Source organism: Segatella copri (assembly GCF_026015295.1).
GTDB lineage: Bacteria > Bacteroidota > Bacteroidia > Bacteroidales > Bacteroidaceae > Prevotella > Prevotella copri_C.
The window spans coordinates 308948-325439 of sequence record NZ_JAPDUW010000001.1; the positions used below are offsets into that span (position 1 = coordinate 308948).

Consider the following 16492-nt stretch of genomic DNA (forward strand, 5'->3'; position numbering starts at 1 on the left):
AACAAAACGATAAAACGTAATAGCAATATGAAGTCATTTATCAGTGAAGACGATATAGAGCAGGCGATTTGCAATCGCCTTTCACTTCCCGAATACGGATGGAAGCGAATAGAATGTGACGCACGAGTGGAGGCTCAGGACGATGTCTCCACCACAGGTCGTGCCAATCCATCGGAGTGTATTCTGCCCGATGTGTTCCTCGCTGCATTGAAACGACTGAACCCACAGGTGGAGGAGGGTGTGCTGCAAGACATCCTCAGGGATTTCCGCAAGGACTATACCGCCACGGATATGGTGGAAACCAACTATAAGCTCTACAACCAGCTACGCAATGGCATCAAGAAGCCTGTTCGCAAGAACGGCAAGGAGGATTTCGACATTGTGCGACTCATCGACTTCGACCATCCCGAGCGCAACGACTTCCATTGCGTCAACCAAATGTGGATAAAAGGGCATTATCGCTATCGCCGTCCCGACGTGCTGCTCTTCGTGAATGGATTGCCTGTGGTATTCATCGAACTGAAGAACTCGACCGTCAAGGTGGAGGAATCTTATAACAAAAACCTCACCAGCTATCGCAAGGACATCCCGAATATTTTTTCCTTCAACCAAATCTGTGTGTTGAGCAACGGTTTGCAAACCAAGATAGGTGCCTGGAACAGTCGCTATGAATTTTTCTTCGAGTGGCTGCGTGTGGATAATGAAAAAGAGAAACTCGACCGTGTGCAAATCGCCGAACACGGACTGAGCATTCAGAACCTGATAGACGGTCTCTTCCGCAAGGACTGTCTCCTCGACTATATCGAGAACTTCATCTTTTTTGATAACAAGCGCATCAAAATCATCGCCAAGAACCACCAGTATCTCGGCGTGAACAATCTGATGAAGAGTGTGGAGCGTAGAGAGTCGCTGAATGGCAAGCTTGGTGTGTTCTGGCACACCCAAGGCTCGGGCAAGAGTTATTCAATGGTGATGTTCGTGAGAAAGGTAAAACGCAAGTTGCATGGTAACTTTACCTTCCTTGTGATTACCGACCGTGAAGACTTGGATGATCAGATTCACAAGACTTTCGTGCGTACAGAGGTAATTGGCAACAAGGAAGAGTGCCAACCTAAGAACTCCACTCAGCTGAGGGATTTTCTCAGAACTAATAAGCCGATGGTCTTTACGCTGATACATAAATTCCAGTACGACAAGACCAAAAAATACCCTCTCCTTTCCGACCGCAATGACATCTTTGTCTTGGTGGACGAGGCGCATCGCACCCAGTACAAGCAGCTTGCCGAGAATATGCATACGGGACTTCCGAATGCCAACTACATCGCCTTTACAGGTACACCGCTCTTGGGAAGTAAGAGACTAACCAATCAGTGGTTTGGCGACTATGTGTCAGAATACAATTTCGCCCAAGCCATCGAGGATGGTAGTACCGTGCCGCTTTTTTATAGCAGAAGAGTGCCGGAGGTGGGATTGACCAACAACTGGCTTGATACTGATATCGACCAGATATGCGAAGAAGAAAACCTCAATGGTCGGGAGAAGGAGCTTTTAGAGAATTCTTCCTCTCGCATCTTGGAAGTAATCAAGCGTGAGGAACGCTTAGACCGCATAGCCAAGGACATTGCCCACCATTTCCCTCGTCGTGGATTCATGGGGAAAGGTATGGTTGTAAGTGTGGATAAGTACACCGCCGTAAGAATGTATGACAAGGTGCAGAAATATTGGGCAGAGGAGAAGAAGGCTCTGGTGAAGGAACGCAACGAAGCTAAGACACGGGAGGAGCGAGAGAAGATAAACGCTATGCTTGCCTATATGAACAAGGTGGAAATGGCTGTAGTTATCAGTAAGGAGGACGGCGAGGAAGGAAAGTTTGCAGCCCAAGGGCTTGACATTACTCTTCATCGCAAAAAGTTGGAGGCCATAACTGCCGATGGCAAAGATATTGAGGATAGGTTCAAGGACAAGGATGACCCATTAAGCTTGGTCTTCGTCTGTGCCATGTGGCTCACAGGTTTTGATGTTCCGTCACTCTCTACGCTCTATCTTGATAAACCGATGAAAGGACACACCTTGATGCAGGCTATTGCTCGAGCCAATCGTGTGTTCCCAGGCAAGTCCTGCGGCATCATCGTCGATTACGTCAACGTGTTTAAGTATATGCAGCAAGCTCTTTCTGATTATGCATCCACTGGTGATGATATGGATTATCCTGCTAAGGATATCGGGCTGTTGATAGCGAATATCGACCGAACAATCGTGGAATGTGATGGGTTCTTGCTGTCGCTTGGTGTCAAGATTGATGGCATTATTGCCGAAGGTAATACCCTCGACCAGCTGGAAATGTTCCGTAAGGCATACAACCGCATCTTAGAGAAAGACGAATGGAAAGACCGATTCAAGGTTCTCACCAATCTCCTGATGAATCTATATGATGCAGCGAAGCCTGAGATATTTGAACGTGCTTGGTACAATGAAAAGTTTGCGCCGTTAGCATACTTGAACGGCTTGTTCTGTAACCAGATAGACGATGAGAAGTTGCGCAGGGCAAAGCAGCGTATGGCTGAGACGCTAGATCAGAGCGTTTCATCTGTAATGGTGGGAATGCCAGGCTCTTTGGCTGATGGTTCTATGGCGGCGGATGAACTCCATCCTCGTCCGGGATACATGATTCATCAAGGCAAAGTCATCGACCTGAGCAAGATAGACGTTGAGGCTCTCCGAAAGGAACTCAACGCCACTCCTTACAAGGCTTTGGAGGTTGAAGACCTGCGTAGTTTCATCGAGCAAACTTTGGTGCAGATGATTAACAGAAATTGTACTCGTGTAAAGTTCTCTGAGCGATACAAGAACATCATCGACAAGTATAATGCCGGTGGAAGTGAGAATGAGGATTACTATGAAAAATTGCTTCAGCTGGTGGAAGAACTGAAGAAGGAGCAATCTCGTTCCACGGATATAGGATTGAAGGAAGAAGAGTTGGAAATCTACGATATGTTGACTTCTGGCAGGAAACTTACCAAGGCTGAGGAGCAAAAAGTGATTCTTGCCTCCAAGAACCTCTATAAAAAGTTATTGGAGGAGAAGGACAAGGTGATGGTGGTGGATTGGTATAAGGATGAACAACCAAGACATCAAGTGTTAGCCTTGATACAGACCTCGCTCAATGAAGATTTGCCGATGAGCTATGATCGTATGTCGTTCAATGACAAAACTCATCTGCTATTTGAACATTTTGTGGATATGGCAGTACAAGGATATGGTTGGGTGGCGTGATAAATAGCTATTATTGATGGCTATGTTACATCGCGTATATAGAAAAAGTTTTTCTATTTTATTGCCACATCTGCCACGCAGATTGTAAGTAATTGAGACACAGAAAGAAATGGGTGGCAATAAGACGTATTCTTATTGTCACCTATTGCCACCTATTGCCACGCCTTGTTTTTGCTTATTCTTCTGTAAACTTCTCAGAATCAAGCAGTTGTTTGATTTGTGGCATCAAAACAGGTATATCCTTCTCTATGATATTCCAAAGCTGTTTGGGCTTTATTGTATAGTATCCATGCACCAAAACATGCCTTAAACCTATCATTTGCTCCCATGGAATCTCTGTATGTTTTGCTCGAAATTCTTTGGTAAGCATATAAGAGGCTTCACCTATGATTTCTGCTAACTTGACGAAACCATAAAAGATAATTGGATCGTCCTTAACTGCATCAAATGTGTACTTGTCTTTTGAGGCAAGTAAATCATTGCAAGCTTGGAGAATATGTTCAAGCCTTCCTTTGTCTTTAACTTTTTCTCTCATAAATCAATATTTTATCTCGGTTTGCTGATTTTGATGCAAAAGGAAGAAGGCAATCCTCTTCTATTAAATCTACAGGGCGCTTGATAATCTTTTTGAGGTTTACCATGATTCCTGAGATGTCGAACAGGGATATGGAGTCACTGTCTTGGTATCTAACCAACAAGTCAACATCGCTCTTTGGAGTTTCTTCACCACGAGAGCATGAACCAAACAGCCAAGCCTTTTCTATGGGCTGGCTAGCAAGATACTGCTGTATCTTTGGTATCATTTCTTGTACATTCTTGCTAAGCATAAGCGATACAATTTGATTTATGTTGCAAATATAATCTTTTTTATCGGTTCTTCCAAACTTTTTATAGAAAAAGTGAACTTTTTAAGCCTTATTGCTTAGTGAAGGCAGAGTGTCTACTATTTCTGTTTTATAAAATAGATACTGTCTACCTTTCTAGTCTATAAAGTAAAAAAGTGTCTACTGAAATCAGGAAAAGTCACGCTAAGGCAATGCCCGCTAGTGCCCGAGGCGTTGGGCAAATTTGCCCAACTACCTCGGGTATCTTTGCTCATCGTCTCGGTCATTCGTACCCGCGTACGTGGTCACGGATACCCGTGTACGTGGGTATGGATGCTCATGTACGCGGGCAGAAAATGATGATGCGGATTTCTAGAAGACGCAAGGCAATGCTGATAGCTGCTGCATGATGGTCTTTGCCATGCGGGAGTGGCCGGCATCATTAGGATGAAGACGGTCGGTATCCGGTTTGTTAAACATCTGCGCACCAGCATCGTAAAGAGGGAAGAGACCGGAAAGGGAGTTGAGGTCGATGACCGGAACTGCCCAGACATTGCCTGTTTCCTTGATAGCTTTCACGTATTCATCGAAGAAGATGCCACGCGCATTCTCGTACATCTCATCTGGCTGGATGTTCTTGTCACCACTGGCAAAGAGAGCACGATGCACAGGAGTCATCACCACGATTTGCTTGGTAGGATACATCTGCTTCAACTTCGACATGGCGATGTTGATGCGGCCTTTCAATGTATTCTTGTCCATGCTGAAGTGGCGGTGGCGGCGCTGTACCATTTCGCTTGGCTTGTGGCGGGCTACTCTCACGCTGTCGAAAGTCTCCGTGTACCATTCGCCTACAGGCACACCATTGTTGTAATCGTTGGTACCCATAAAGATGAGGATGGCATCAAAATCATCACCATGTTCCTTCTGCAGTTGGTCTGCCTGACGGGGAATATCGTTCCACTGTCTGCCGCTCACACCATAAACGTAAGGGGTGATGCCGAGCCAATCCTGCAGGAATCCCCAGTATTTTACTTTTGATGCCTTGATGTTAGGGTCGGTGATGGAGTCGCCGAAGTAAGCCACTTTCTTTCCCTTCCAGGGATGCTGAAGGTTCTTGAAAGCCTTTTCTTTTTCGGCAATTTCTTTCTTGCTCATCGCCTTCTGGGCGAAGGCGGGTAGGGTTGGCATCGCCAAAGTCAAGGCGAGTGCCAGGGTAATCATTGTTTGTTTCTTCATTGCTAGTTTGTTTTTAATTCTTTTCTGAGTGCAAAGGTACGGCAAAAATCCCAAACGGCGCAACATTTATTGTTCAAATATCAGTCTTTTTCTGTTTTTTTTTGTAATTTTGCAGCCGCTAATAGAAATGAGTATTTATAATAGGTATATTATTAAGGATGACAATCAGTTTGAGTAATTTAAGTGATTTGGCGCGCAAGCGAGTGGCGGTTGCGGCTTATTATTTTGTTCCGGGAGTAGTGTTTGCCAGTTGGGCAAGCCGTATTCCGGATGTAAAACAGATGTTGCATCTGAGCAACGGCCAGTTGGGAACGGTGCTTTTCGCCATTCCTATCGGCCAACTTCTGATGATGGCTTTCTCAGGTATCCTGGTGAGTAGATTTGGCAGCAAGAAGATGCTGGTTCTCTCTGAGGTGCTCTATGTTCTGGTTCTTTTCTGCATCGGTAGCAGTACTACGGTTTTTCATCTGATTTTGAGTCTTATTGCTTTCGGAATGATGGCGAATCTGATGAACATTGCCACCAATACGCAGGCATGTCTGGTAGAGAAGATGTATGGGCGCAACATCATGTCGTCGTTTCATGGTCTGTGGAGTCTGGGTGGATTCTCCGGTGGTATCATTGGTGCCATCTTTGCCAATACTTTGCTCCCGATAGATGTCCACTTTGGAACTATCCTGGTTCTGAGTATTCTCATCGTTGCTGTCGGTTTCCGCTTTCTGATTAATGATGCCATGGCGAAAGCAGAAGAGGAGGATGTTCCGAAGTTCTCTTTCAAGACCATCGACCCGATTCTGTTCCTTTTGGGACTGATGGGATTTGCCGGCATGTTCTGTGAAGGTACCGTTTACGATTGGAGTAGCGTATATTTTTCATCAGTAGTAAAACCCGATGAGGCTTTTATCCGTGCGGGCTATGTGGCTGGTATGGGTGCGATGACGTTGGGTAGATTCATGGCTGATGGGTTTGTTACGAAATACGGCCCAGCCAGAGTATTGAAGGTTTGTGGTGGTTTGATATTGGGCGGTTTGTGGCTGGCTGCTGCCTTGCCTTATCTCATTCCTGCCACCTTGGGTTTCCTGCTGGTAGGTTTCGGCATCTCTTCGTCGGTTCCTATCTGTTACAGTATCGCCGGAAAATTGGGAACCATCAAGGCGAGCATCGCTATTACTATCGTTTCGAGCATCAGTTTCTTCGGTTTCCTTGTAGGACCTCCGGTTATCGGATGGCTTGCTGAGGCTACCGGTCTCCGCATTGCCATCAGCATTGCCGCCTGCCTGGGTCTGATGATAGCGTTTGTTGCCGCAAAGGTAGGAAAGAGATTATCCTGAATAAGGAAACGGTTGATGTCTTCTAATGATATGATTGATGTCGTTCAGGTATATGACTGATAACGTTCTAGTATATGACTAAAATCTTCCAAACAGTTACTTGAAGTCTTTCAGATATATAGAATAAGTCTTCTGGATATATTATATAGTAAGCCGCACAACAGCTGATGTGCGCTTGCACAACAGGTGTTGTGCGAGCGTCGCTCAGCTGTTGTGCGGCTGTCGTTCAGGTGTTGTGCGCTCTCTTTGTTTGTTTTCTTAAAGCAGACACCTTGATTAGATAAACAAACATCCTATCTGGAAGACCAGGGCTGATACTACCCATGCCAGGAGCGTGGTGTAGCCGGCGGCGAAGCCTGCCCATTTCCAACTGCCCGTCTCGCCCTTGATGGCAGCGATGGTGGCGATGCAAGGGAAGTAGAGCAATACAAAGAGGAGGAAACAGTAGGCGGTGAGCGTTGCCTTCGCTGCTGCCTCGGCATCGCTGTAACCGTAGGTCTTCTTCAGGTCGGAAGTCATCTGCTTCTTCAAGACTTCGTATTTTCCGTCTTCATCGTTGTAATCCTGATCATCAGAGAAACTGTCGTTGTTGCTGTAGAGCACGCCCATTGTTGAGGCTACAATCTCCTTGGCACCCACACCGGAAACCAAGCCCACATCCAGTTTCCAGTCGAAACCCTGTGGGGTGAAGATAGGCTCGATGGTCTTACCGATTCTGCCGATATAGCTCTGTTCCTGCTGTGCCTGGGTATCAAGTTCTTCATTATGAGGGAAATAACCCAAAGCCCATACGATGATACTTGCCACAAGGATGATACCACCCATCTTCTTCAAGTACTGCTTACCCTTCTCCCAGGTATGTCGGCCTATCGCCTTCCAGGTAGGGAAGCGGTAAGGAGGCAACTCCATTACGAACGGGGTATCTTCGCCCTTCACCACGAAACTGGCAAAGATGCGGCTCAATATCACGGCAAGGAAGATGCCGATGAGATAGAGCGATACCATGATGAGTGAACGGTATTGGATGGCAAAGAATGTTCCGATGACCATGATGTAGATTGGCAGACGAGCAGAACAGCTCATCAATGGCAATATCAGCATCGTAATCAGACGCGAACGGTGACTCTCGATGGTTCTTGTTGCCATCACGGCAGGTACGTTACATCCGAATCCCATAATCAGCGGAATGAATGATTTGCCATGCAGCCCCATCTTGTGCATCAGCTTATCCATGATGAAGGCAGCACGAGCCATATATCCCGAATCCTCCATATAAGAGATGAAGAAATACAGAATCAGAATCTGTGGCAGGAACACGATCACGGCACCTACACCACCAATCACACCATCTACCAGCATGTCCTTCACCGGTCCGTCCGGCATCGTGGTACTGATGAATTCGCCCAGCCATGACACGCCGTCCTCAATCCATCCCTTAGGAATCTCGCCCAGTACGAAGGTGGCTGAGAACATGATGAACAGCAGCAGGATGAAGATAGGGAAGCCTACATATTTATTGGTCAGGATTCTGTCGATGAGGTGGGTTACCTGATAGGTATCCTTTGCCTTGCCCGGTTCATAGCCTGCTTCCTGCAATGCGCCATGAATGAAACCGTATTTGGCATCCATGATGGCGGTTTCGCTATCCTCCAGGGTCTCTTCCTTCACACGCTTGGCTGCCTCATCACGGGCTGTGAAGATTTCCTTTGCTGAATTCAGATGGCTTACGTATTCCTCGGCGTGCTTATCATTCTCCAACAACTTGATAGAGAGGTATCGGGTAGAGTAGCGCTGGCGGATGGAATCATCTGCCTTCAGATATTTCTGGATATGTTCGATGCCGTGCTCTATCTCATGTCCGTGGTTGATGTGGATATGGCGATAGTGAGCGCTGGAATCTTCCTTGCCTTCGTAGAGTTCGATGATGGTCTCGAAGAGCTTGTCCACGCCTCGGCCATTGGTGAAGACGGTAGGAATCATCGAGATACCGAAGAGTTCGCCCAATTTGTCGTAGTCGATGTTGTCGCCACGCTTCTCGGTTTCATCAAACATATTGAGGGCGCAGACCATGCGGATGTGCATATCTATCAACTGTGTGGTGAGATAGAGATTGCGCTCCAGGTTGCTGGTGTCGATGACGTTGATGACGATATCCGGCGTATGCTCGATGAGCTGCTTGCGCACATAGAGTTCTTCTGGCGAATAAGCCGAGAGGGAATAGGTACCCGGCAAATCTACCAGATTGAAGTGGTAGCCGTTGAAATCGGCTTCGCCCACCTTGGCATCCACGGTTACACCACTATAATTTCCAACGCGTTCGTGAGCACCCGAAGCAAAGTTGAAGAGGGAAGTCTTACCGCAGTTTGGATTTCCCACCAGTGCCACGTTGATGACGCGGTGGAGTCTTTCTGCTTCCTGTTCAGCCAGGGCTTCGTTGCTGGCATTGTCTTTTCTTTCAGCCACGAGCATCTTGTCGCCGAGCGCCTGCTCGTCGCTATCGTTGGAATCTACTACTTTTGAGTCAATTACCTGCTGGCGGTCTTCTTCTTCCGCCTTGCTGAGCTTTGCATCGTTCTTGGCTTCATCAATGGAAACCACCTCGATATGGTCTGCTTCGCTGTGGCGGAGTGACACCTCGTAACCCATAATCTTGTATTTCACTGGGTCCTGGAGTGGGGCGTTAAGGAGTACATCTACCTTCTTGCCCTTGATGAATCCCATCTCGATGACTCTCTTTCTGAAGCCACCGTGTCCTGATACCTTGACGATAACGGCGCTTTCACCTGTTTTAAGTTCTGATAATTTCATATATCTTTCCTTGTTTTAATCTTGTTCTTTTCTTTGGGGCATGACCTCATGGTCAGCTCTTTTTTCTTTTCGACTGCAAAAATACTAATAATTTTTTGCAACTTGGTAGCAATAATGTAGTTTTAAAACAAAAATACCTAGAAATGATGAGAGTATCATCAAATCTAGGTATTCTTATCATTATTTCTGATGATGGATGTTCTTATACCTTATTATATATATAAGAGCATCATCATTTTCTGTGATTACAGGTTTCTGCCGTGGCAGTTCTTAAACTTCTTGCCGCTTCCGCATGGACATGGGTCGTTAGGACGTGGCATGTGCTCTGCACGGTAAGGAGTGCGGTTTACCTGTGCGCCCTCTCGGGTATCCTGGTTAGCAGCTGCCTCCTGTGCCTCACGCTCTGCATCCAAATCTACCTTGCTTTCTACATAGTTCTGCTGAGTGTGCTGCTCAGGAGCTGCCTCCTGAACTGGCTGCTCTTGCTCCATTACTGGAATCTGACCACGCATCAGGATACTTGCAATACGGTCGTACATGTCATTGATCATGGCATCCCAAACCTTGGCACTCTCCAACTTAAAGATGAGGAGAGGATCCTTCTGCTCGTAGCTTGCATTCTGTACAGAGTGCTTCAGTTCGTCGAGCTTGCGGAGGTTCTCCTTCCAGTCGTCATCGATAATCTGGAGAACAACGCTCTTCTCAAACTCCTTAACTACGTTCTTAGCCTCGCTCTCGTATGCCTCCTTGAGGTTGCAAGGAATATTGTACATGCGCTTGCCGTCTGTGATAGGCACCATGATGCGCTCGTATATAGCACCCTGGTTTTCGTATACCTGCTTGATGATAGGCATAGCTGTAGCCTGGATGCGGTCTGTCTTACGCTTGAATGTAGCCATAGCCTCCTGGAAAGCACGCTCTGCCAAATCCTCACGTCTGCCGTTCTCATACTCATCCTCGTTGAATGGAATCTCCATAGCGAGAACTTTCAGGAACTCTTCCTTGGCACCGAAGAAGTCGTTGTTGTTGACGATGTTCAATACGCGGTCCCAGATGATGTTGGCAATATCCATACCGATACGCTCACCCATGAGGGCGTGGCGACGCTTCTCGTAGATAACGGTACGCTGACGGTTCATCACGTCATCATACTCCAAGAGGTGTTTACGGATACCGAAGTTGTTTTCCTCAACCTTGCGCTGAGCACGCTCGATACTCTTGCTGATCATTGGGCTCTCGATACGCTCGCCATCCTCGAAACCGAGACGGTCCATTACCTTGGCGATACGCTCTGAAGCGAACAGACGCATCAGCTTATCCTCCAATGATACATAGAATACAGAAGAACCTGGGTCACCCTGACGACCAGCACGACCACGGAGCTGACGGTCTACACGGCGGCTCTCATGACGTTCTGTACCGATGATGGCAAGACCACCTGCAGCCTTTACCTCTGGAGTCAGCTTGATATCGGTACCACGACCTGCCATGTTGGTAGCGATGGTTACGGCACCCTTACCGTTTACTGAGCGACCTGCCTCGGCTACAATCTGAGCCTCCTGCTGGTGCAGCTTAGCGTTCAATACATTATGAGGAATGTTGCGCATCTTCAACATCTTGCTCAACAACTCAGAAATCTCGACAGATGTTGTACCTACCAAGACTGGGCGGCCAGCATTACGTGTTTCCTCGATTTCGTCGATAACTGCACGATATTTCTCGCGGGCAGTCTTGTATACACGGTCATCCAAGTCCTTACGCTGGATAGGGCGGTTGGTTGGAATCTCAACAACATCGAGTTTGTAGATATCCCAGAACTCACCTGACTCTGTACTTGCAGTACCGGTCATACCTGCGAGTTTGTGGTACATACGGAAGTAGTTCTGAAGTGTGATGGTAGCAAAGGTCTGTGTAGCAGCCTCTACCTTTACGTGCTCCTTAGCTTCAATAGCCTGGTGCAAACCATCGCTCCAGCGACGGCCTTCCATGATACGTCCTGTCTGCTCATCCACAATCTTTACCTGTCCGTCCATGACAACATATTCGTCGTCCTTATTGAACATGGTGTAACCCTTCAGGAGCTGCTGCAAGGTGTGAACACGTTCGCTCTGTACACCATAGTGAGCCAGCATCTCGTCTTTCTTGTCAAGACGCTCCTGGTCGGTAAGGTCTGTACGTGCCTCGAGTTCACTCATTTCTGTTGTGATATCAGGCAATACGAAGAGTTCCTTGTCGTTTACCTGCTTAGCCAACCAGTCGGTTCCCTTATCGGTAAGGTCGGCAGAATTCATTTTCTCGTCTACTACGAAGTACAATGGCTCAGTAGCCTTAGGCATCTCACGGTTGTTGTTTGCCATGTAGTATTCCTCGGTCTTCAGCAGACCAGCCTTGATACCTTCCTCAGAAAGATACTTGATCAATGGTTTGTTCTTAGGCAATGCCTTGTAAGAACGGAAGAGTGCGAGGAAGCCTTCATCAAGGAGTTCCTGATTCTTAGCTTTTGTACCTTCGTTAATCTTCTGCTTAGCCTCGGCGAGCAATTCTGTAGCCTGCTTGCGCTGTACCTCATAAAGTTTCTCAACCAATGGCTGATACTGCTCAAACATCTGGTCGTCGCCCTTTGGAATAGGACCAGAGATGATCAATGGGGTACGGGCATCATCAATCAACACTGAGTCGACCTCATCGACGATGGCGTAGTTGTGCTGGCGCTGTACCAGATCGGCTGGGTTGGTAGCCATGTTATCACGAAGATAATCGAAACCGAACTCGTTGTTGGTACCGAAGGTGATATCTGCCAGGTATGCCTTGCGGCGCTCGTCGGAATTAGGACGGTGCTTGTCGATACAATCTACAGAGAGACCGTGGAACATATAGAGAGGTCCCATCCACTCAGAGTCACGCTTAGCCAAGTAATCGTTCACGGTAACGACGTGAACACCATTGCCTGTGAGGGCATTCAGGAAGATAGGTGTTGTACCTACAAGGGTCTTACCCTCACCGGTAGCCATCTCGGCAATCTTACCCTGATGGAGAACAACACCACCGAAGAGCTGTACATCGTAGTGAATCATTTCCCACTTCATATCATTACCGCCGGCTGTCCAGTGGTTGTGATAGATAGCCTTGTCGCCATCGATGGTAACGAAGTCGTTAGCTGGATTAGAAGCCAGCTCGCGGTCGAAGTCGGTAGCAGTAACTATTGTTTCCTCGTTCTCAGCGAAACGGCGAGCAGTATCCTTAACGATAGCGAAAACCTGAGGCAAAACCTCGTTGAGGGCTTCCTCATACTTGTCGAGTGCTTCCTGCTCTAACTTGTCGATCTGGTTGAAGATACCTTCACGCTCATCGATAGGAGTGTCTTCAATTTTAGCCTTGAGTTCAGCAATCTTAGCCTTCTCTTCCTTGGCGTACTCCTGTACGTACTTCTGAAGTTCTTTTGTTTTTGCACGAAGTTCGTCATTGCTTAAGGCCTGCATCTTAGGATACTCTGCCTTGATCTTTTCTACGATTGGCTGGATCAACTTCATATCGCGAGTTGACTTGTTGCCAAACAATGACTGGAGAATTTTGTTAAAGTTCATTGTATATTTATTTTTTATTATTATTCGAAATATAGGAGTTAAAGAAGTTAAGGAGTTAAGACAAATGCTGCTCTGTCAGTCCTTTTTTCCTCTTCTGCTTTTTCCTGTTGTTTATTACTAGCTTGCAAATTTACTAAAAATATCTGTAAATCTGCAAGGAATTGCCAATTATTACCTGTTTTTATGGCAAATCTTCTGAGTTTTGCTTACAGAAAGCATAAAATCAGCAGTCTGGACCTCGAATAACAATACTCCCATACGGAACTTTGTATCTATGCTCCGTAGGGGAATCATAATAAATATGTGAATGAATGTCTGTCAGAATGTCAGAAGAATTGGCGGCAAGTGTTGCCGACAGGATAGGATGATGCGTAGCGATGCTCTCATCTTCTGATGCCGCTTTGATGGCTTTGAGCACGCAGAGAATGTCCTCCTCCAATGCCTTCGCCTCCGGTTGCTGGATGAATTCATCGTAGGATATATCCGTAAGCGCAAACTTCAGCGCCTGCTGATAAGTCTGCGCCTCCATGCCGGTTGCCGCCAGGACAACCAAAAGGGCTGTGATATATCTGTTTACCATCATTGTTGTTTATCTTCTTCTGTTCGGAAACGATGTTGTGCCAATCGTTTCCTTACGTATATTTTAATGTCTATTTATTCTTTCTGAATTTCTTTACGATATGCTTCTGTAGACCGTAATTGTTTGGACTTAAATCCATCATGGTCGACTTGACGCAGTATCTCGCTAGCAAAGAAAGTGCCAAAATACTCATACCCTCAGCATAGTTCTGCCATATCTGCATGAACAGGGCTATGAGCAGAAGCCATCCCAGAAGTTCGAAATACCAATACTGACGACCTGCTTTCATCCTCTTGACAGTCTTCCAGGCAAAGATGAGGTTGAGCGGATTCAGTATCAGAATCTGGAAATTTATCTGTACAGTAGGATGCTGCGAGAAGATCATGGTAAAGAGAATCAGTCCCGGTAATCCTGTCAGGACAAGCAGGATGGCATCAAACCACCAGTAGTTTTTCTTTTTTACACATTCTCTTACCGTTGTTCCTATGATGATGATTGCCAGAGCTATGGCTATCATTTGTGGTGTAACAGGAGCATCGTCTGTTATTTGTGCCTGGGCTGGGATAATATCGGATGTTTCATCTACCAGAGTGATATAGCCGCTGGCACTTGTTGCATTGGTTTTGCCGTCTGTAGTCTGAGATACATCAATAAAGTCGGTTCTTCCTTCTGTGGCAAAGTCTTTGCTCAGATTGTCTGGCAAGAATTCCCATTCTCTTTGTGTGATAGGGCGGTCTGCCTGACAACCCAAAAGGAGGTCATTGCCGAATCTTGCCCAGCGGTGCTGTCCGTTGAGCTTGTGAATCTCTTCCCTGTAGGTAGAAGGGGTAGGGATATCTTTAAAGTTGGTACTCTGGTTTCCAATGTTGGAGAGAATCATCTCGCGTGCCCGGGTCGTACAATTATCATAGAAGAAATTGTAGCGGTATACGCGGTTCTCCGGCTGTGCATTCTTGTCGATGCTTCTCAGAATTCCCAGTTTCTCTGTACGGGAGAGACGGAGGCGCTGCTGTCTTACCCATCTGCCTTCATGTGCATATTCGGCAATGAAGTCGCTCATCGGGTAGATGCCAATCTGATAATCGGTGAGTCCGAAAACAAAACGGAGTACGAAGCAACTTTGGTTAAAACTGAACATACCCCAGTTGACGGCAACATCCGTTCCCATAGCTTTGTTCTGGATGCGTAGAGCGGTATGTCCATAATACGACCACACCTCCTGACCTGGTCCGCAAGTCAGGAGAGAAATGTCAACAGAATCGAGCCACGCAGTAGCTTCTTCATTGACACGACTGTTCTGCACAGAAATATCAGAGTCTTTGTCTCTTGAAAAATCCTGTGCAGCCACTTCAGTAGTTAAATTGATTAAAATTACTGCTAAAATGGCACTAAAAATATGCTTAAAACGTTTCACGATGCAAAAATACCTTATTATTTTCAATTATCCTTCTTTTTTCTAGATTTTTTTTAATACTTTTGCACTCTGAATATAATTTTGAATGATTATTAAAGAATGAGAAAGCTTTTTTTAGCAACCCTATTGTTGGGTTCAGCCCTTATGGTTAATGCCCAAAGTGGTACTAATTCGCCATACAGCCAGTATGGTCTTGGCATCTTGTCGGACCAGACTTCTGGTTTTAATCGCGGTATGAATGGAGTCGGTCTCGGCTTTCATGAGCATAATCAGGTGAACTATCTCAACCCTGCATCTTATGCTTCGCTCGATTCTATGACTTTCATCCTTGATGCCGGCATCTCTGGTCAGGTGACAAATTTTGAAGAGAATGATGTGACAAAAAAGACTGGTGTAAAGAAGAAAAATGCCAATAACTCAAACTTTGAGTATGTTGTTGCAGGTTTCCGCTTGCTGCCACATGTAGGTATGAGCTTCGGTATCATTCCTTTTACCAATGTTGGCTATAATTATTATCAATCTAAGCCAAAGGATATACCTAGTGATATGGATTTTGATTATGCCAATACCTATTCCGGCGAAGGCGGTTTGCATCAGGCATACATCGGCGCTGGTTGGGAACCGGTCAAGGGCTTGGCCGTAGGTGCCAACTTCTCATATCTCTGGGGTAGTATAGACAGAAGTGTATCAAACAGCTACAGTAATTCTTATTACAAGACCCTCACCCGCTACTATTCTATGCAGGTGAACAGCTATAAGGTTGATTTCGGTGTACAGTATACCCATCAGTTATCAAAGAAAGATTGGGCTACCATAGGTATCACCTTCTCACCAGGACATGGTCTGGGGGCTTCTGCTGATATGAAAATCATTTCTAATGATACCCAGAACGGTGTTACCGATACCACCGCTTACTCTATCGGCAAGGCTTACAAGTTGCCTACCATGATTGGTGCGGGTGTGATGTGGAATCATAACAACCAGTGGAAGGTTGGCTTTGATTACAGTCTGCAGAAGTGGGGTAGCTTGGGGTATCCTAGTTTCGATGGAACCAACTACGCCTTGAAAAATGGTATCTACAAGGATAGAAGCAAGTTCAATCTCGGTGCCCAGTATTGCTATGGAGAGCGCAGCCGTGCTTTCTTCAAGCGTGTTCAGTATCGTGTAGGTGCCAGCTACGCCACACCTTATTATAAAATGAATGGTGTTGATGGTCCGAAGGAAATCTCTGTAAGTGCCGGTTTCGGTATTCCTATCATGAACTCTTACAACAACCGCTCTATGCTGAATATCAGCGGTCAGTGGGTGAAGAGTTCGGCTAAGGATCTGATAAAGGAAAATTCTTTCCGTATCAATATCGGATTCACATTCAACGAGGATTGGTTTAAGAAGTGGAAGATGGATTAATCTTCCGCTTATATATAATAATGTATAGAATC

The 16492-nt window shown here is 46.2% G+C and carries 10 protein-coding genes; 3 read left to right on the forward strand and 7 right to left on the reverse strand.

The features are described from left to right. The first annotated feature begins 27 nt into the window (after positions 1–27). Complete coding sequence (locus ONT18_RS01210; protein WP_264903640.1) at positions 28–3273, forward strand: type I restriction endonuclease subunit R; 3246 nt, start codon at positions 28–30, stop codon at positions 3271–3273. 175 nt (positions 3274–3448) lie between these two features. On the opposite strand, the gene ONT18_RS01215 is transcribed toward ONT18_RS01210, so the two are convergent. From ONT18_RS01215 to ONT18_RS01225, 3 genes are all read right to left on the reverse strand, one after another. Then, complete coding sequence (locus tag ONT18_RS01215) at positions 3449–3808, reverse strand: HepT-like ribonuclease domain-containing protein (RefSeq protein ID WP_006846415.1); 360 nt, start codon at positions 3806–3808, stop codon at positions 3449–3451. Further along, positions 3792–4100 carry a nucleotidyltransferase family protein gene (locus ONT18_RS01220; RefSeq protein WP_118190354.1) on the reverse strand — a complete coding sequence of 103 codons (309 nt, stop codon included), beginning with the start codon at positions 4098–4100 and terminating at the stop codon, positions 3792–3794. The genes ONT18_RS01215 and ONT18_RS01220 overlap by 17 nt, the downstream gene beginning before the upstream one ends. A 369-nt stretch (positions 4101–4469) precedes the next feature. Further along, positions 4470–5336, reverse strand: a complete 867-nt coding sequence (locus tag ONT18_RS01225; RefSeq protein ID WP_228115171.1) for an SGNH/GDSL hydrolase family protein — start codon at positions 5334–5336, stop codon at positions 4470–4472. A 158-nt stretch (positions 5337–5494) separates the two neighbouring features. Here ONT18_RS01225 and ONT18_RS01230 point away from each other — a divergent pair, with 158 nt between their 5' ends. Beyond that, positions 5495–6667, forward strand: coding sequence for an MFS transporter (locus tag ONT18_RS01230; RefSeq protein WP_264903654.1), 1173 nt, complete (start codon positions 5495–5497; stop codon positions 6665–6667). A gap of 276 nt (positions 6668–6943) precedes the next feature. Here ONT18_RS01230 and feoB read toward each other — a convergent pair whose 3' ends face one another. The 4 genes from feoB to ONT18_RS01250 all read right to left on the reverse strand — a co-directional run bounded on the left by feoB (position 6944) and on the right by ONT18_RS01250 (position 14987). Continuing rightward, positions 6944–9475, reverse strand: coding sequence for a ferrous iron transport protein B (gene feoB / locus ONT18_RS01235; RefSeq protein WP_264903665.1), 2532 nt, complete (start codon positions 9473–9475; stop codon positions 6944–6946). Between the two features lie 245 nt (positions 9476–9720). After that, a complete protein-coding gene (gene secA, locus ONT18_RS01240) occupies positions 9721–13059 on the reverse strand; it encodes a preprotein translocase subunit SecA (protein ID WP_022120998.1) in 3339 nt (1112 codons plus the stop codon). 223 nt (positions 13060–13282) lie between these two features. Beyond that, positions 13283–13642: a hypothetical protein gene (locus tag ONT18_RS01245; RefSeq protein ID WP_228112481.1), complete on the reverse strand. Its 360-nt coding sequence runs from the start codon at positions 13640–13642 to the stop codon at positions 13283–13285. A 67-nt stretch (positions 13643–13709) separates the two neighbouring features. Further along, entirely contained in the window at positions 13710–14987 is a 1278-nt protein-coding gene (locus ONT18_RS01250) for an Lnb N-terminal periplasmic domain-containing protein (RefSeq protein ID WP_264903671.1), read from the reverse strand. A gap of 165 nt (positions 14988–15152) precedes the next feature. On the opposite strand from ONT18_RS01250, the gene ONT18_RS01255 reads away from it, so the two are divergent. Next, positions 15153–16460 carry a hypothetical protein gene (locus ONT18_RS01255; RefSeq protein WP_264903673.1) on the forward strand — a complete coding sequence of 436 codons (1308 nt, stop codon included), beginning with the start codon at positions 15153–15155 and terminating at the stop codon, positions 16458–16460. Positions 16461–16492 lie beyond the last annotated feature (32 nt).